Source organism: Streptomyces sp. NPDC043952 (assembly GCF_056435325.1).
This window is the reverse complement of the sequence record NZ_JBWKES010000040.1, coordinates 1-16,635: the sequence shown is the minus strand read 5'-3', so window position 1 is coordinate 16,635 and position 16,635 is coordinate 1. Positions and strand designations below refer to the sequence as shown.

The window sequence follows — 16,635 nt, the reverse complement described above, 5'->3', positions numbered from 1 at the left end:
AGGTGACGGGGTGACTCAGGGCGCTTCGACAGGAACCTCCGGCTACCTCCGATTCCCGCACCTGCGCGGCGACTTGGTGACCTTCACCGCCGAGGACGACGTGTGGCTCGCCCCCCTCGACGGGGGCCGCGCCTGGCGGGCCAGTGCCGACAACATCCCGGTGAACCACCCCCGCATCTCGCCCGACGACACCACCCTCGCCTGGACCTCCACCCGCGACGGCGCCCCCGAGGTGCACATCGCGCCCCTCGACGGCGGGCCCGCCAAACGCCTCACCTACTGGGGCAGTTGGCAGACGCGGGTGCTCGGCTGGACCCCCGAGGGCCACGTCCTCGCGCTGAGCACCACCGGCCAGCCCAGCCGGCGCCGCACCTGGGCCCGCGCCGTCCCCCTCGACGGCGGACCCGCCACCACCCTGCCGTACGGCCCCGTCGGCGATGTCGCCCATGGCCCGCACACCGTGCTGCTGTCCGTCCCGATGGGCCGCGAGGCCGCCTGGTGGAAGCGCTACCGCGGCGGCTCCGCCGGCAAGCTGTGGATCGACCGGGACGGAAACGGGGAGTTCACCCGGCTGCACGAAGAACTCGACGGCAACATCGAGTACCCCTTCTGGGTCGGCGACCGCCTGGCCTTCCTCTCCGACCACGAGGGCACCGGCGCCCTCTACTCCTCCCGCGCCGACGCCTCGGACCTGCGCCGGCACACCCCCCTCGACACCTTCTACGCCCGGCACGCCGCCACCGACGGCACCCGCGTCGTCTACTCCAGCGCCGGCCGGCTCTGGCTCCTCGACGACCTCGACGGCGCCGCCCCGCGCCCACTGGACATCCGCCTCGGCGGCCCCCGCGTCGATCTCCAGCACTTCCAGGTGGACGCCTCCCGCTGGTTCGGTCCGGCCGCCCCCGACCACACCGCCCGCGGCAGCGCCGTCGGCCTGCGCGGCACCGTCCACTGGGTCACCCACCGCTCCGGTCCGGTGCGCGCCCTCGCCGCCGAACCCGGCGTCCGCACCCGGCTGCCCCGCACCTTCCGCGCCGACGGCGAGGAATGGGTGGTCTGGGTCACCGACGCCGAGGGCGAGGACGCCCTGGAGTTCGCCCCCGCCACCGGCCCCGCCCTCGGCGCCACCCCCCGCCGGCTCGCCGCCGGACGCCTCGGCCGGGTCCTGGAACTCGCCATGGCCCCCGACGGCAGCCGCGCCGCCGTCGCCGCCCACGACGGCCGGCTGCTGCTGGTCGAACGGGAGACCGGCGAGGTCCGCGAGGTCGACCACAGCGCGGACGGCGACGTCCGCGACCTCACCTTCTCGCCCGACTCCGCCTGGCTCGCCTGGACCCACCCCGGCCCCCGCCCGCTGAGCCAGCTGCGCCTCGCCCACACCACCGACCTGACCGTCAGCGAGGCCACCCCGCTGCGCTTCCAGGACCACGCGCCCGCCTTCACCCTCGACGGCAAGCACCTCGCCTTCCTCTCCAACCGCTCCTTCGACCCGGTCTACGACGAACACGCCTTCGACCTGGCCTTCGTGGGCGGCACCCGCCCCTACCTGATCACCCTCGCCGCGACCACCCCCTCCCCGTTCGGACCGCAGCGCCACGGCCGCCCGTTCGAGACCTCCGACAAGGGGGAGACCCCCGACAGCGAGGGCGTGCCCAGCACCCGGATCGACCTCGACGGGCTCGCCGACCGCATCGTGCCCTTCCCGGTCGAGTCCGCCCGCTACGGCCATCTGCGCGCCGCCAAGGACGGCGTGCTCTGGCTGCGCCACCCGCTGCACGGCGTCCTCGGCGCCACCCGCGCCACCCCCGACGAGCCCTACCCGCACACCGAGCTGGAGCGCTACGACCTCGCCCAGCAGCGCCTGGAGCACCTCGCCGCCGACGCCGACCACTTCGAGGTCAGCGGCGACGGCAAGCGGGTCCTGCTGTGGACCGACGGCAAGCTCAAGGTCGTACCCAGCGACCGCCGCGCCTCCACGGACGAGGACAGCGACTCCCACATCACCGTCGACCTCGGCCGCATCCGGCAGACCGTCGACCCCGCCGCCGAGTGGCGGCAGATGTACGACGAGACCGGCCGCCTCATGCGGGACAACTTCTGGCGCCCCGACCTCGGCGGCGTCGACTGGGACGGCGTCCTCGACCGCTACCGCCCCCTGCTGGACCGCCTCGCCACCCACGACGACCTGGTGGACCTGCTGTGGGAGGTGCACGGCGAACTCGGCACCTCGCACGCCTATGTCAGCCCCCGCGGCGGCTACGGCGACGGCCCCCGCCAGGGCCTGCTCGGCGCGGACATCTCCCGCCACGAGGACGGCAGCTGGCGCGTCGACCGCATCCTGCCCTCGGAGACCTCCGACCCCGAGGCGCGCAGCCCGCTCGCCGCGCCCGGCGTCGCCGTCCGCCCCCAGGACGCGATCCTCGCCGTCGCCGGCCACCCCGTCGACCCGGTGACCGGACCCGGCCCGCTGCTCACCGGCACGGCCGGCCGCCCCGTCGAACTCACCGTCTCGCCCGTGGCGGGCGGCGACCCCCGGCACGTCGTCGTCATCCCGCTCGCCGACGAGGAGCCCCTGCGCTACCACGCCTGGGTCGCGGACCGCCGCGCCCATGTCCACGAGCGCTCCGGCGGCCGTCTCGGCTACCTCCACGTGCCCGACATGCAGGCCCCCGGCTGGGCCCAGATCCACCGCGACCTGCGTGTCGAGGTCGCCCGCGAGGGCCTGATCGTGGACGTCCGGGAGAACCGCGGCGGCCACACCTCCCAGCTCGTCGTGGAGATACTGGCCCGCCGCATCGTCGGCTGGGACCTCCCGCGCGGGGGCCGCGCGTTCAGCTACCCCATGTACGCCCCGCGCGGCCCCGTCGTCGCCGTCGCCAACGAGTTCTCCGGCTCCGACGGCGACATCGTGAACGCCGCCATCAAGGCCCTCGGCATCGGCCCCGTCGTCGGCACCCGCACCTGGGGCGGCGTCATCGGCATCGACAGCCGCTACCGGCTGGTCGACGGCACCCTGGTCACCCAGCCCAAGTACGCCATGTGGCTGGACGGCCCCGGCTGGACCGTGGAGAACCACGGCGTCGACCCGGACGTGGAGGTCGTACAGACTCCCCAGGACTGGGCCGCCGGCCGCGATCCCCAACTGGACGAGGCGATCAGGCTGGCACTGGAGTCGCTGGAGTCCGCTCCCGCGAAGACCCCGCCCGCCCTGCCGACCTGAAAGGGGCGCGGGGCCGTGCCGATCCGCGGCCCCGCCGCATGGGTCGCGACCAACCACGAACCACCCGCACCCGACCGACTACGATGATCCCCCCGAACCCGACCTCCCGGCGAAAGCGAGCGCACGCGAAATGGCTGGAGAACCGCAGGACGACTGCCTGTTCTGCAAAATCGTCGCGGGCCACATCCCGGCCACCGTCGTCCGCGAGACGGAGACCACCGTCGCCTTCCGGGACATCAACCCCCAGGCCCCCACGCACGTCCTGGTGATCCCCAAGGCCCATTACCGGGACATCGCCACGCTCGCCGCCGGCGCCCCCGAGATCGCCGCGGACGTGCTGCGCGAGACCCGGGCGGTGGCCGAGGAGGAAAAGCTCGACAGCTACCGCGTCGTCTTCAACACCGGCGCCGGCGCCGGCCAGACCGTCTGGCACGCCCACGGGCACGTGCTCGGCGGCCGCGGTCTTCAGTGGCCGCCTGGATAACCCGCCATGTCCGTCCGTGAACTCGTCGTCCTCGGCACCGCGAGCCAGGTCCCGACCCGGCACCGCAACCACAACGGCTACCTGCTGCGCTGGGACGGCGAGGGCATCCTGTTCGACCCCGGCGAGGGCACCCAGCGGCAGATGCTGCGCGCCGGGGTCGCCGCGCACGACCTGAACCGGCTCTGCGTCACCCACTTCCACGGCGATCACAGCCTCGGCCTCGCCGGGGTCATCCAGCGCATCAACCTGGACCGGGTGCCGCACCGGATCACCGCGCACTACCCGGCCTCCGGGCAGCGCTTCTTCGACCGGCTGCGGTACGCCACCGCCTACCGGGAGACCGTCGGCGTCACCGAGGTCCCGGTGACCGCCGACGGCACCCTCGCGGTGACCCCGTCGTACACCCTGGAGGCCCGCAGGCTCTCGCACCCGGTGGAGTCGTACGGGTACCGGCTGACCGAGCCCGACGGCCGCCGGATGCTGCCCGAGCGGCTGGCCGCGCACGGGATCGGGGGGCCGGACGTGGGCGTGCTCCAGCGCGAGGGCCGGCTCGGGGACGTGACGCTGGCGGAGGTCAGCGAGGTGCGGCGCGGACAGCGGTTCGCGTTCGTCATGGACACCCGGCTCTGCGCGGGTGTGCACGCGCTCGCCGAGGGCTGCGACCTGCTGGTCATCGAGTCCACCTTCCTGGACGAGGACGAGGAACTGGCCGTGGAGCACGGCCACTTGACGGCCGGGCAGGCCGGAGCGGTCGCGCGGGACGCGGGGGTACGGCACCTCGTGCTCACCCACTTCAGCCAGCGGTACCCGGACCCAGCGGAGTTCGAGCGGCAGGCGCGGGCCGCGGGCTTCACGGGTGAGCTGACCGTGGCGTACGACCTCCAGCGAGTGCCGGTTCCGAAACGACGGTAAGTGCGCCGTACGATGCTTTGATGCCCCTCCCCAAAGCAGAACTGCACCTCCACATCGAAGGCACCCTGGAGCCGGAGCTGGCCTTCGAGCTGGCCGCCCGCAACGGCGTGAAGCTGCGCTACGCCGACACGGACGAGCTGCGCGAGGCGTACCGGTTCAAGGACCTCCAGTCCTTTCTGAACCTGTACTACGAGCTGATGACCGTCCTGCGGACCGAGCGGGACTTCGAGGACCTGGCCAACGCCTATCTGACCCGCGCCGCGGCGCAGGGCGTGCGGCACGCGGAGATCTTCTTCGACCCGCAGGCCCACCTGGCGCGGGGCCTGGACATGGGCACCGTCGTGGAGGGGCTGTGGCGGGCGCTCGGCCGCAGCGAGGAGAACCACGGCGTCTCCACCCGGCTCATCCTGTGCTTCCTGCGCGACGAGTCCGCCGACTTCGCGCTGGAGACCCTGGAGGCCGCGCGGCCGTACCTCGACCGGATCACCGGCATCGGCCTGGACTCCGCCGAGGTCGGGCACCCGCCGGTGAAGTTCCGCGAGGTGTACGAGACCGCCGCCGCGCTGGGGCTGCGCCGGGTGGCGCACGCCGGCGAGGAGGGGCCGCCGGAGTACATCACCGAGTCCCTGGACCTGCTCGGCGTCGAGCGCGTCGACCACGGACTGCGCTGCATGGAGGACCCCGCCCTGGTGGAGCGGCTGGTGCGCGAGCGCATCCCGCTCACCCTGTGCCCGCTGTCCAACGTCCGGCTGCGCACGGTGGACACCCTGGCCGACCACCCGCTGCCGGCCATGCTGGACGCGGGGCTGCTGTGCACGGTCAACTCCGACGACCCGGCCTACTTCGGCGGTTACGCCGAGGACAACTTCCAGGCGGTACGCGAGAGTCTGGGGCTGACCGGGGAACGGCTGCGCGAACTGGCCCGCAACTCCTTCCTCGCCTCCTTCCTGGAGGACGACGAGGAGCGCCGCGCCCGGTATCTGGCCGAGGTGGACGCGTACGTGTTCTGAGGGTGTCCGGACCCGGCCCCGGCATGGGCTATGATTGATCATGTCGAGGACGCCGGAACTCCGGTAGCCGGACAGTGCGTTGGTGGTCCAAGGAAAGACGCCCCGCTTCCTGCGGGGAGATGCAGGTGCAAGGCCTGCCCGGCGCTCCAGGCAGAGCCCCGTCCCGCCGTGTGCGGGGGTGGGGCTCTTTCGCTGCGCGCGGGCCCGCCCGTATGCCCGTGCGCTGCGCGCGCGGTGGTGCACACTGGCCAGATCCAGCACACCAGGGAGCGCACCGTGACCTCGTCGCACACCCTCATCGGAGAGGAACCCGAGCACCTCACCCCGGCGGGCCACCGCCAGGCCCAGGTCGATCCGCTCGCCGCGCTGCGCGCCCCCGGCGACCCGCCCTGGGACGTCTATCTCACGGGCACCGTCTTCCTCGACATCATCTTCACCGGCCTGGACTCCGCCCCCGTGCGCGGCACCGAGTCCTGGGCGCGCGGCATGGGCTCAAGCCCCGGCGGGGTCGCCAACATGGCCAGCGCGCTGGCCCGGCTCGGACTGCGCACCTCGCTCGCGGCGGCGTTCGGGGACGACCACTACGGGGAGTACTGCTGGGACGCCCTCGAACAGGGCGAGGGGATCGACCTCACGCCCTCCCGGACGGTGCCCGGCTGGCACTCGCCGGTGACCGTGTCCATGGCGTACGAGGGCGAGCGGACGATGGTCTCGCACGGGCACGAGCCGCCGCCCGAGGAACCGGCCCCCGACTGCCCGCCGCGCGCACGGGCCGCCGTCGCCTCCCTCACGCCGGGCCGCCGCGCCCCCTGGATCGCCCAGGCCGCGCGCGGCGGGGCCCGGATCTTCGCCGACGTGGGCTGGGACGAGACCGGCGCCTGGGATCTCGCCGGGCTGCCCGACCTCGAACACTGCGAGGCGTTCCTGCCCAACGCGGAGGAGGCGAAGCGGTACACCGGCGCCGACTGCCCGCGGCTGGCCGCGCACGCGCTCACCGAGTACGTGCCGGTGGCGGTGGTGACGCTGGGCTCGGAGGGCGCGTACGCGGTGGACCGCCGTACCGGCGAGGCGGCGGAGGTCCCGGCGATCGCGGTGGAGGCGCTGGACCCCACGGGCGCGGGGGACGTCTTCGTGGCCGGCTTCGTGACCGGGTCGCTCGCGGGCTGGCCGCTGGCCGACCGGCTGGCCTTCGCGGGGCTCACGGCCGCGCTGTCGGTGCAGGAGTTCGGCGGGTCCCTGTCGGCGCCGGGCTGGTCGGAGATCGGCGCCTGGTGGCGGCGGGTCCAGTCGCTGCCGGCCCAGGACCCGATGGCGCTGGAGCGGTACGCCTTCCTCGACCGGCTGGTCCCGGAGGAGCTGGACCGGCCGTGGCCGCTGCGCCGGGCCGTGCCCACGATCGGCTTCCGGGGCCCCGGCTGACGGGCGGGGCGGGCCGGGGCGGGCGGGGGCGCGCCGCCCGGCCGGGGGAAAAGTCCTACAGGCTTCTGAGCCGTCCGGCGTACTCTGGACAGCGACGAGGCCGCCCTTGGTTGTGCGGTCGTGATCAGGAGGAAGCGCAAGGCCTTCGCGCCGGCCCATGACACAGACACCCACAGCTCACACCCCCGCGCAGGAGCAGGCGAGAGCACAGCTCACCGTCCCCGCCCAGCACCCCATGGTGACCGTTCTGGGTTCCGGCGACTCCCTCCTGCGCGTGATCGAGAGGGCCTTCCCGGCGGCCGACATCCATGTCCGGGGCAATGAGATCAGCACGGTCGGGGATCCGGTGGACGTCGCCCTGATCTCACGCGTGTTCGACGAGATGATGCTGGTGCTCCGCACCGGGCAGCCGATGACGGAGGACGCAGTGGAGCGCTCGATCGCCATGCTCAAGGCGAGCGACAACGGTACGGGCGAAGGCTCGGAGACCCCGGCCGAGGTGCTGACGCAGAACATCCTGTCCTCGCGCGGTCGCACCATCCGCCCCAAGACCCTCAACCAGAAGCGCTATGTCGACGCCATCGACAAGCACACGGTCGTCTTCGGCATCGGCCCCGCCGGCACCGGCAAGACCTACCTGGCCATGGCCAAGGCCGTCCAGGCCCTCCAGTCCAAGCAGGTCAACCGGATCATCCTGACCCGCCCCGCGGTCGAGGCCGGCGAGCGGCTGGGCTTCCTGCCCGGCACCCTCTACGAGAAGATCGACCCCTACCTGCGCCCGCTGTACGACGCGCTGCACGACATGCTCGACCCGGACTCCATCCCCAAGCTGATGGCCGCCGGAACCATCGAGGTCGCCCCGCTGGCCTACATGCGCGGGCGGGCGCAGCCGACCTTCACCAACGTCCTCACCCCGGATGGCTGGCGTCCCATCGGTGACCTCCGGGTCGGCGACCTGGTGATCGGTTCCAACGGCGAGCCGACGCCGGTCCTGGGCGTCTACCCGCAGGGCGAGAAGGACATCTATCGCGTCACGGCCCAGGACGGCTCCTGGACCCTCTGCTGCGGCGAGCACCTGTGGACGGTCAGGACGCGCGACGACAAGCGCCGCGGCAAGCCATGGCGGGTGCTGGAGACCCGCGAGATGATCGGTAATCTGCGGGCCGCGCACGCGCGTCGGTACGAGCTGCCGATGCTCACCGCTCCGGTGTGCTTCCCGGAACGCCAGGTTCCCATGGACCCGTACGCTCTGGGCCTGCTGCTGGGCGATGGGTGCCTGACCGGTTCGACGACGCCTTCCTTCACGACGGAGGACCCGGAGCTGGTGGTGGCTTTGGAGTCGGCGCTTCCCGGTGTCACGGTGCGGCATCGGGGCGGCCCTGACTACGTTCTGAACCGGGTCAAGGCCAGGGGAGACATCGTGACCCTGGAAAGCCCGGTCACGGGGATCCTGCGGCGGCTGGACCTGCTCGGCTCCCGGTCGCACACCAAGTTCATCCCCGACGTCTACCTGCAGAACTCGGCCGGGGTACGGCTAGCCGTCCTCCAGGGGTTGCTCGACTCAGACGGCGGGCCGGTCGCGCAGAAGGACCGGACCTGCCGGATCCAGTACACGACGACTTCGATCATGCTGCGTGACGATGTGATCGCTCTCGTCCAGTCACTGGGCGGTGTCGCGTACACGCGTCGCAGGCCCGCCGAAGGACGCGAGCCGGGCCGGGTGAACGGCCGTGACGTCGTGTACCGCCACGACGCCCACGTCATCGACATCCGTCTCCCGCAGGACATCGAGCCCTTCCGTCTCGCCCGTAAGCGCGACAGGTACCAGGCTGCCGGAGGCGGGGGACGCCCGATGCGCTTCATCGACAGCATCGAGCCCGCGGGGAGGGAGGAATGCGTCTGCATCCAGGTCGCGGCCGAGGACTCCCTCTATGTCACCCAGGACCACTTGCTGACGCACAACACGCTCAACGACGCGTTCATCATCCTGGACGAGGCCCAGAACACGAGCCCCGAGCAGATGAAGATGTTCCTCACCCGGCTCGGCTTCGACTCGAAGATCGTGATCACGGGCGATGTGACGCAGGTCGACCTGCCGAACGGGCAGAAGTCGGGTCTGCGCCAGGTCCAGGAGATCCTGGAGGGCGTCGAGGACGTGCACTTCTCCCGGCTGACGTCGCACGATGTCGTACGGCACAAGCTGGTGGGCCGTATTGTCGACGCGTACGAGAAGTACGACAGCAAGAACGGCACCGAGAACGGCTCCCACCAGGGCGGCCACCGACCGGGCGCCAAGGGCACCAAGGGGAAGTAGACCGGCACGAGCATGTCGATCGACGTCAACAACGAATCCGGCACCGAGGTCGACGAGCAGGCGATCCTCGACATCGCCCGCTATGCGCTCGCGCGGATGCGCATCCACCCGCTCTCCGAGCTCTCCGTGATCGTCGTGGACGAGGACGCCATGGAGCAGCTGCACATCCAGTGGATGGACCTGCCCGGACCCACCGATGTCATGTCCTTCCCGATGGACGAGCTGCGTCCGCCGGGCAAGGACGACGACGAGCCCCCGCAGGGCCTGCTCGGCGACATCGTGCTGTGCCCGGAGGTCGCCGCCAAGCAGGGCGCCGAGGCCCCGACGCAGCACTCCATGGACGAGGAGCTGCAACTGCTCACCGTCCACGGCGTGCTGCACCTGCTCGGCTACGACCACGAGGAGCCGGACGAGAAGGCCGAGATGTTCGGGCTGCAGGCCGCCATCGTGGACGGCTGGCGGGCCGAGCGCGGGCTGACCGGGCCGTCTCCGGCGCCGACCGTCTCGTAAGCGGCCGGATGTCCCCGCAGATCGTGATCGGCGCGATCGCGCTGGTCGTCGTCGCTTGGCTCGCCGCCTGCGCGGAGGCGGGCCTCGCCCGTGTCTCCAGCTTCCGGGCCGAGGAGGCCGTGAAGTCCGGGCGGCGCGGCGGCGAGAAGCTGGCGCAGATCGCCGCCGACCCCACCCGCTACCTCAATGTGGCCCTGCTGGTCCGCGTCGCCTGCGAGATGGCCGCCGCGGCCCTGGTCACCTACGCCTGCCTGGAGTCCTTCCCGGTCACCTGGCAGGCGCTGCTGGTCGCCATCGCGGTGATGGTCCTGGTGTCGTACGTCGCCGTCGGGGTCTCCCCGCGCACCATCGGCCGCCAGCACCCGCTGAACACCGCGACCGTGGCCGCGTACGTCCTGGTGCCGCTGGCCCGGATCATGGGCCCGATCCCCTCGCTGCTGATCCTCATCGGCAACGCGCTCACCCCCGGCAAGGGCTTCCGGCACGGCCCGTTCGCCTCCGAGGCGGAGCTGCGCGCGCTGGTCGACCTCGCCGAGAAGGAGTCGCTGATCGAGGACGAGGAGCGCCGCATGGTGCACTCCGTCTTCGAGCTGGGCGACACCCTGGTGCGCGAGGTGATGGTGCCGCGCACCGACCTGATCACCATCGAGCGCTTCAAGACCATCCGGCAGGCCCTCACCCTCGCCCTGCGCTCCGGGTTCTCCCGGATACCGGTCACCGGGGAGAGCGAGGACGACATCGTCGGGATCGTGTACCTCAAGGACCTGGTCCGCAAGACGCACATCAGCCGGGACGCGGAGAGCGACCTGGTCTCCACGGCCATGCGCCCGGCGGTCTTCGTGCCCGACACCAAGAACGCGGGCGACCTGCTGCGCGAGATGCAGAAGGAGCGCAACCACGTCGCCGTCGTCATCGACGAGTACGGCGGCACCGCGGGCATCGTCACCATCGAGGACATCCTGGAGGAGATCGTCGGCGAGATCACCGACGAGTACGACCGCGAGCTGCCGCCCGTGGTGGACCTGGGCGGGGGCCGCTTCCGGGTCACCGCCCGCCTGGACATCACCGACCTCGGCGAGCTGTACGGCCTGGAGGAGTACGACGACGAGGACGTGGAGACCGTCGGCGGACTGCTCGCCAAGGCCCTCGGCCGCGTCCCCATCGCGGGCGCGTCCGCCGAGGTCGAACTCCCCGACGAGCGGCGGCTGAAGCTCACCGCGGAGTCCTCCGCCGGCCGCCGGAACAAGATCGTCACGGTGCTGGTCGAACCCACGGCCGAGGAGAAGCCCGAGTGACCCCGAAGGAGCTGCGCGCCTTCTGCCTGTCCTTCAACGCGGCCGTGGAGGACTTCCCGTTCGACTCGCGGACCTCGGTCTTCAAGGTGCTGGGCAAGATGTTCGCCCTGACGGACCTGGCCGCGCGGCCCCTGACGGTCAACCTCAAGTGCGACCCGGAGGACGCGGTACGGCTGCGCGCCGACCACGAGGGCCTGATCGTCCCCGGCTGGCACATGAACAAGCGGCACTGGAACACCGTCACCGCCGACGGCCCACTGCCGGACCGGCTGGTGCGCGAACTGATCGAGGACTCGTACGACCTCGTCGTCGCGGGGCTGCCGAGGACCGATCGGCTACGGCTCGACCGGCCCTGAGGACCGGCTCCGACCGGCGGCCCTAATTCCGTTGCCGGGGGCGCTTGTTACCGGAAACCATGCGGCGTATGACCATCCGCTACCCGCGCCCCCTGCGCCCCGGTGACCGTATCGGTGTGACCTCTCCGTCCAGCGGAGTGGCCGAAAGGCTCCGGCCGCGTCTCGACGCCGCGATCAGGAAGGTCGAGTCGTACGGCTACGAGGTGGTCGTCGGCCGGTGCATGGACGGCACCACCCACATCAGCGCCCCGGCCGCCGAACGCGCCGCCGAGCTGACCCGGATGCTCACCGACCCCGCCATCCGCGCCGTCGTCCCCCCGTGGGGCGGCGAGACGGCCATCGACCTGATGCCCCACCTGGACTTCGAGGCGATCCGCCGGGCCGAACCCACCTGGCTCGTCGGCTACTCGGACATGTCGACCGTGCTCGCCCCGCTGACCCTGCTGACCGGAGTGGCGACCGTGCACGGCAACTGCCTCATGGAGACCCCGTACCGGACGCCCGAGGGGCTGCTGTCCTGGCTGGACATCGTGGCCGCGCCCCAGGGCGAGCCGTTCACCCAGACACCGCCCGGCCGGCACCACACCGGGGGCCGCCCCGACTGGGCCGGCGACCCCACAATGCGAGAACTGCCCCTGGACGGAAGGGGCGGCTGGCGGCGGCTCGACGGCGAGGGCGACCTGGACGTCGAGGGGCGGCTGATCGGCGGCTGCGTCGAGACCGTCGGCCCGCTCGCCGGGAGCCCCTACCTCGACACCACGCGCTTCGCGGGCGACGAGCCGCTGCTCGTCTACGTCGAGGCCGGCGAGGACGATGCGTTCGTCATCGCCCGCCAGCTGCACGGCATGCGCCTCGCCGGGTTCTTCGACCGCGCCGCCGCCGTCCTCGTCGGCCGCACCCGCGCCCCCGGCACCCCGACCCTCACCCAGGACGCGGCCGTCCTCGACGCCCTCGGGCCGCTGGGCGTGCCCATCCTCGCCGATGTCGAGTGCGGGCATGTCGCGCCGTACCTCCCGTTGGTCAACGGCGCGCGCGGCCGTGTGGTGCACACGGCCGCGCGAAGCGGGATCGTCCAGACGCTGGACTGAGGTCAGGCCCTGGAGCGGCGCAGGCCCAGCCCGATCAGGAGGGCGGCGCCGAGCACGATCGCCGTGTCCAGGGCGATCACCGTGTGCACGCCGGTCAGCAGGGAGCCGGAGGTGGTGGCGAGCACGCCCAGCAGCGGGATGCCGACCGTGATGCCGACCTGCTGGGTGGAGGTCACCAGTCCGGTGGCCAGCCCCTGCTCCTCGTCCGGCACACCGGAGGTGACCGTCAGGCCGTACGAGATGATCGCGCCCAGATGGCACATGCTGGCCAGGGCCACCGCGGCCGTGGCGAGCCACACCGACCAGCCGTGGGTGCCCAGCAGGAGCAGGCTCGCGGTGAGCGCGCCCTGGCCGGTCAGCGAGCCGACCAGGGTGCGGCGGGCGCCGAGGCGGCCGATGACCTTCGGGGCGAGGGTGCCGGCGACGACCGACAGCAGGCCCTGGAAGCCGAAGACCAGACCGGTCTCGAAGGCGGACAGGCCCAGGATCTCCTGGAGGTACAGGGTCAGCACGAAGATGATCGTGGACATCATCGAGAAGGTGACCAGACCGCCGATGTTGCCCCACGCCACCGTGCGCCGGCGCAGCATCGGCAGGGAGACCAGGGGCGCCGCCGAGCGGGACTCCACCAGCACGAACGCGGTCAGCAGCACCAGCCCCGCGGCCAGCGCGGCGATGACGTCGGCGCGGCCGAAGCCGTGGTCGGCGGCGGTGGACAGGGCGTAGATCAGGGACAGCAGTCCGGTGGTGACGGTGATGGCGCCGGGCACGTCCAGGCGCGGGCGGTCCGGGGTGCGCGACTCCGGCAGCAGGCCCGGCGCCAGTGGCAGCACGATCAGCGCGAACAGGGTCAGCAGGGCCATCGTGGAGCGCCAGCCGAAGGTGTCGGTGAGGGTGCCGCCCGCGACCATGCCGATGGTGAAGCCCAGCGACAGCAGGGTGCCGGAGATGCCGAGGGCGCGGTCGCGGGCCGGCCCCTCCGGGAAGGTGGTGGTCAGCAGGGACATGCCGGTCGGTACGATCGCCGCCGCGCCGAGCCCCTGGAGGGCGCGCCCGGCGAGGAACGAGGCCGGGTCCCAGGCGAGGGTGGACAGCAGCGAGGCCGCGCCGAACAGGGCCAGGCCGGCCAGGAACAGTCTGCGGCGCCCGAACAGGTCGCCGGCGCGGCCGAACAGCAGCAGGAAGCCGCCGGAGGGCAGTGCGAACGCGGTGACGGCCCACTGGAGCGCGGACTGGCTCATGCCGAGGTCGCGGCCGAGGGCGGGCAGCGCCACGTTCAGCACGGAGAAGTCCAGCGCGACCATGAACTGGGCCGCGCACAGCACGAACAGGACGAGCTTGTCACGCGTCGACAGCCGGGGGATGCCGGGCGCCGCGGTGACCGCTGCGGGGGAGGTCTGGGTGGTGGTGTCGATCGCCATGGAAAGAGCTTCGGGCGAACGGAATACGGGTGGGGAGTCGGAACTTATGGTGGTGGTGGCACCACCAGACACGAGGGACCGACGGGGGAGGACAGCACGTGCCCGCTGCTGAGGCGACGCGCAGTCATCGGCGTGACGAACTGCGGGAGTTCCTGATGAGCCGGCGCGCTCGGGTCAGTCCCGAGGAGGCCGGGCTGCCCGCCGGGGGCGGCAGGCGCCGTACGCCCGGACTGCGCCGGGAGGAGGTGGCCGTGCTCGCCGGGGTGGGCGCCTCCTGGTACCAGTGGCTGGAGCAGGGGCGGGAGATCTCCGTGTCCCCGCAGGTGCTGGACGCGGTCGCGCGGGTGCTGCGGCTCAGCGACGCCGAGCGGCGGCACCTGTATCTGCTGGCCGGGCTGAACCCGCCGGCGCCGCAGGTGGTGCCCGGCAGGACGGACATGTGCGACGGGCTGCGGCGGCTCATCGACACCTGGATGCCGTACCCGGCGCACATCATGGACCTCTACTACAACTGCGTGCAGTACAACGACGCGGCCGCGATCGTGCTCGGCATGCGCCCCGGCATCACCCAGAACTGCCTGATCGACTTCTTCACCGACCCGCTGTACCGCGAGCGCAGCCACAGCTGGGAGCGCAACGCGCGCACGGTCGTGGCGCAGTTCCGGGCCGCGTGCGCGGCGCGCCCCGACGACGAGGGCTTCCGGGAGGTGCTCGCCGAAGTGAGCACCGCCAGCGAGGAGTTCACGGCTCTGTGGGCCGAGCGGGACATCGAGGACCAGGGGCAGGTGCGCAAGGAGCTGGCGCATCCGCTGGCGGGGCTGCTGGTGGTGGAGTCGACGGTGCTGAAGGTCCCCGCCCGACCCGATCTGATGATCGTGCTGCACACTCCGCTGGACGAGGCGAACACCGCGGAGAAGCTGGAGTGGCTGGCCTCCCCGGAGGGCCGGCGGGGCGCGATGTACCCCGTCGCGGGGTGAGCGCCGCACGGCTTCGTATGCTCGGGGCATGACGGAGAGCAGCGCGCTTGACCCCGAGGACCGCAAGATCGTGACCCTGGCCCGTTCCGCGCGGGCCCGCAACCAGGTGCCCGAGGGCGCGGCCGTACGGGACGACACCGGGCGCACCTATGTCGCCGGGACGGTGGACCTGGCCTCGCTGAAGCTCAGCGCGCTGCGCACCGCCGTGGCCATGGCGGTGGCGTCCGGGGCGGGGTCGCTGGAGGCGGCCGCGGTGGTGAGCGAGGCGGAGTCGGTGCCGGCCGAGGACCTGGCCGCGGTGGCCGACCTCGGGGGCGCGGACACGCCGGTGCTGCTCGCGGGGGCGGACGGCACGGTCCGTACGACCGTCACCGCGGGCTGACCGCCGCAAGGAGACGGGGTGGCGCGGGTACGTTTCCGTGACGTGGTGGCGACGGTGCGTCACCGTCGGTTCGCGGTACGGCGGGGCTTCGGGATCAGGGACAATGAACGGCATGAGCGTTCGCACCCAGTCATCCGAGCAGCCGGCGGAAACCGTCCACCGCGCCGGCTTCGCCTGCTTCGTGGGCCGCCCCAACGCGGGCAAGTCCACCCTCACGAACGCTCTGGTCGGGCAGAAGGTGGCGATCACCTCGAACCGGCCGCAGACCACGCGGCACACGGTGCGGGGCATCGTGCACCGGCCGGACGCCCAGCTGATCCTGGTCGACACCCCCGGACTGCACAAGCCGCGCACCCTGCTGGGCGAGCGGCTGAACGACGTCGTGCGCACGACGTGGGCCGAGGTCGACGTGATCGGCTTCTGTCTGCCGGCCGACCAGAAGCTGGGGCCCGGCGACCGGTTCATCGCGAAGGAACTGGCCGGGATCAAGAAGACGCCCAAGGTCGCCGTCGTCACCAAGACCGACCTCGTGGACTCCAAGACCCTCGCCGAGCAGCTGATCGCCATCGACCAGCTCGGCAAGGAGCTGGGCTTCGAGTGGGCGGAGATCGTGCCGGTGTCGGCGGTCGGGGACAAGCAGGTGGAGCTGCTGGCCGACCTGCTGGTGCCGCTGCTGCCCGAGGGCCCCGCGCTCTACCCCGAGGGCGACCTCACGGACGAGCCCGAGCAGGTGATGGTCGCCGAGCTGATCCGCGAGGCGGCGCTGGAGGGCGTGCGGGACGAGCTGCCGCACTCCATCGCGGTGGTCGTGGAGGAGATGCTGCCGCGCGAGGACCGGCCGGCGGAGCGTCCGCTGCTCGACATCCACGCCAACGTCTACATCGAGCGGCCCAGCCAGAAGGGCATCATCATCGGCCCGAAGGGCAAGCGGCTCAAGGAGGTCGGCATCAAGTCCCGCAAGCAGATCGAGGCGCTGCTGGGCACGCCGGTCTTCCTGGACCTGCACGTCAAGGTGGCGAAGGACTGGCAGCGCGACCCGAAGCAGCTCCGCAAGCTCGGCTTCTGACGCTCTTCTCCCACCCACCCATCCGGAACCGCCGGCCGGGTGGGTGCCGTCGTACCCCGGCGTGATCCGGACGACACGGCCCTAGTTGTATTGCCCCGTGAGGTTGGGGACGCGGCTGGCGGGTGGTTTACCTGCGAGCGCGGTGTGTCCGCGGTGGTGATTGTAGGTGTGCAGCCAGGCG

At 72.1% G+C, this 16,635-nt stretch carries 14 protein-coding genes; 13 read left to right on the top strand and 1 reads right to left on the bottom strand.

Annotated elements, in window-relative coordinates:
• Window positions 1-10: 10 nt before the first annotated feature.
• The 10 genes from AC069R_RS29605 (at window position 11) to AC069R_RS29560 (ending at window position 12,608) form a co-directional block, all read left to right on the top strand.
• Window positions 11-3,220, top strand: coding sequence for a S41 family peptidase (locus tag AC069R_RS29605; protein WP_478769828.1), 3,210 nt, complete (start codon window positions 11-13; stop codon window positions 3,218-3,220).
• 130 nt (window positions 3,221-3,350) lie between these two features.
• Window positions 3,351-3,704: a histidine triad nucleotide-binding protein gene (locus tag AC069R_RS29600; RefSeq protein ID WP_478769827.1), complete on the top strand. Its 354-nt coding sequence runs from the start codon at window positions 3,351-3,353 to the stop codon at window positions 3,702-3,704.
• 6 nt (window positions 3,705-3,710) lie between these two features.
• Window positions 3,711-4,616, top strand: a complete 906-nt coding sequence (locus AC069R_RS29595) for a ribonuclease Z (RefSeq protein WP_397986010.1) — start codon at window positions 3,711-3,713, stop codon at window positions 4,614-4,616.
• Window positions 4,617-4,636: 20 nt separating this feature from the next.
• Entirely contained in the window at window positions 4,637-5,626 is a 990-nt protein-coding gene (locus AC069R_RS29590; protein ID WP_478769826.1) for an adenosine deaminase, read from the top strand.
• Window positions 5,627-5,902: 276 nt separating this feature from the next.
• On the top strand, window positions 5,903-7,045 hold the full coding sequence (locus AC069R_RS29585; RefSeq protein ID WP_478769825.1) for a carbohydrate kinase family protein: 1,143 nt from the start codon (window positions 5,903-5,905) through the stop codon (window positions 7,043-7,045).
• A 157-nt stretch (window positions 7,046-7,202) separates the two neighbouring features.
• The gene (locus tag AC069R_RS29580) at window positions 7,203-9,359 is read left to right on the top strand and encodes a PhoH family protein (RefSeq protein WP_478769824.1); all 2,157 of its coding nucleotides are present in this window, start codon (window positions 7,203-7,205) and stop codon (window positions 9,357-9,359) included.
• Between the two features lie 12 nt (window positions 9,360-9,371).
• Window positions 9,372-9,869 (top strand): rRNA maturation RNase YbeY, encoded by a 498-nt coding sequence (gene ybeY / locus AC069R_RS29575; RefSeq protein WP_397986014.1) that lies wholly within the window; start codon window positions 9,372-9,374, stop codon window positions 9,867-9,869.
• 8 nt (window positions 9,870-9,877) lie between these two features.
• On the top strand, window positions 9,878-11,164 hold the full coding sequence (locus tag AC069R_RS29570) for a hemolysin family protein (RefSeq protein WP_478769823.1): 1,287 nt from the start codon (window positions 9,878-9,880) through the stop codon (window positions 11,162-11,164).
• Window positions 11,161-11,520, top strand: coding sequence for an MmcQ/YjbR family DNA-binding protein (locus tag AC069R_RS29565; protein WP_478769822.1), 360 nt, complete (start codon window positions 11,161-11,163; stop codon window positions 11,518-11,520). The genes AC069R_RS29570 and AC069R_RS29565 overlap by 4 nt, the downstream gene beginning before the upstream one ends.
• Before the next feature lie 68 nt (window positions 11,521-11,588).
• Window positions 11,589-12,608 (top strand): S66 family peptidase, encoded by a 1,020-nt coding sequence (locus tag AC069R_RS29560; RefSeq protein WP_478769821.1) that lies wholly within the window; start codon window positions 11,589-11,591, stop codon window positions 12,606-12,608.
• Between the two features lie 2 nt (window positions 12,609-12,610).
• On the opposite strand, the gene AC069R_RS29555 is transcribed toward AC069R_RS29560, so the two are convergent.
• A complete protein-coding gene (locus tag AC069R_RS29555; RefSeq protein ID WP_478769820.1) occupies window positions 12,611-14,029 on the bottom strand; it encodes an MFS transporter in 1,419 nt (472 codons plus the stop codon).
• Window positions 14,030-14,184: 155 nt separating this feature from the next.
• On the opposite strand from AC069R_RS29555, the gene AC069R_RS29550 reads away from it, so the two are divergent.
• From AC069R_RS29550 to era, 3 genes are all read left to right on the top strand, one after another.
• Entirely contained in the window at window positions 14,185-15,006 is an 822-nt protein-coding gene (locus tag AC069R_RS29550) for a helix-turn-helix transcriptional regulator (protein ID WP_478769819.1), read from the top strand.
• A gap of 28 nt (window positions 15,007-15,034) precedes the next feature.
• Window positions 15,035-15,388 (top strand): cytidine deaminase, encoded by a 354-nt coding sequence (locus AC069R_RS29545; protein WP_478769818.1) that lies wholly within the window; start codon window positions 15,035-15,037, stop codon window positions 15,386-15,388.
• 112 nt (window positions 15,389-15,500) lie between these two features.
• Window positions 15,501-16,454, top strand: coding sequence for a GTPase Era (gene era / locus AC069R_RS29540; protein WP_397986020.1), 954 nt, complete (start codon window positions 15,501-15,503; stop codon window positions 16,452-16,454).
• The last annotated feature ends 181 nt before the right edge of the window (window positions 16,455-16,635 follow it).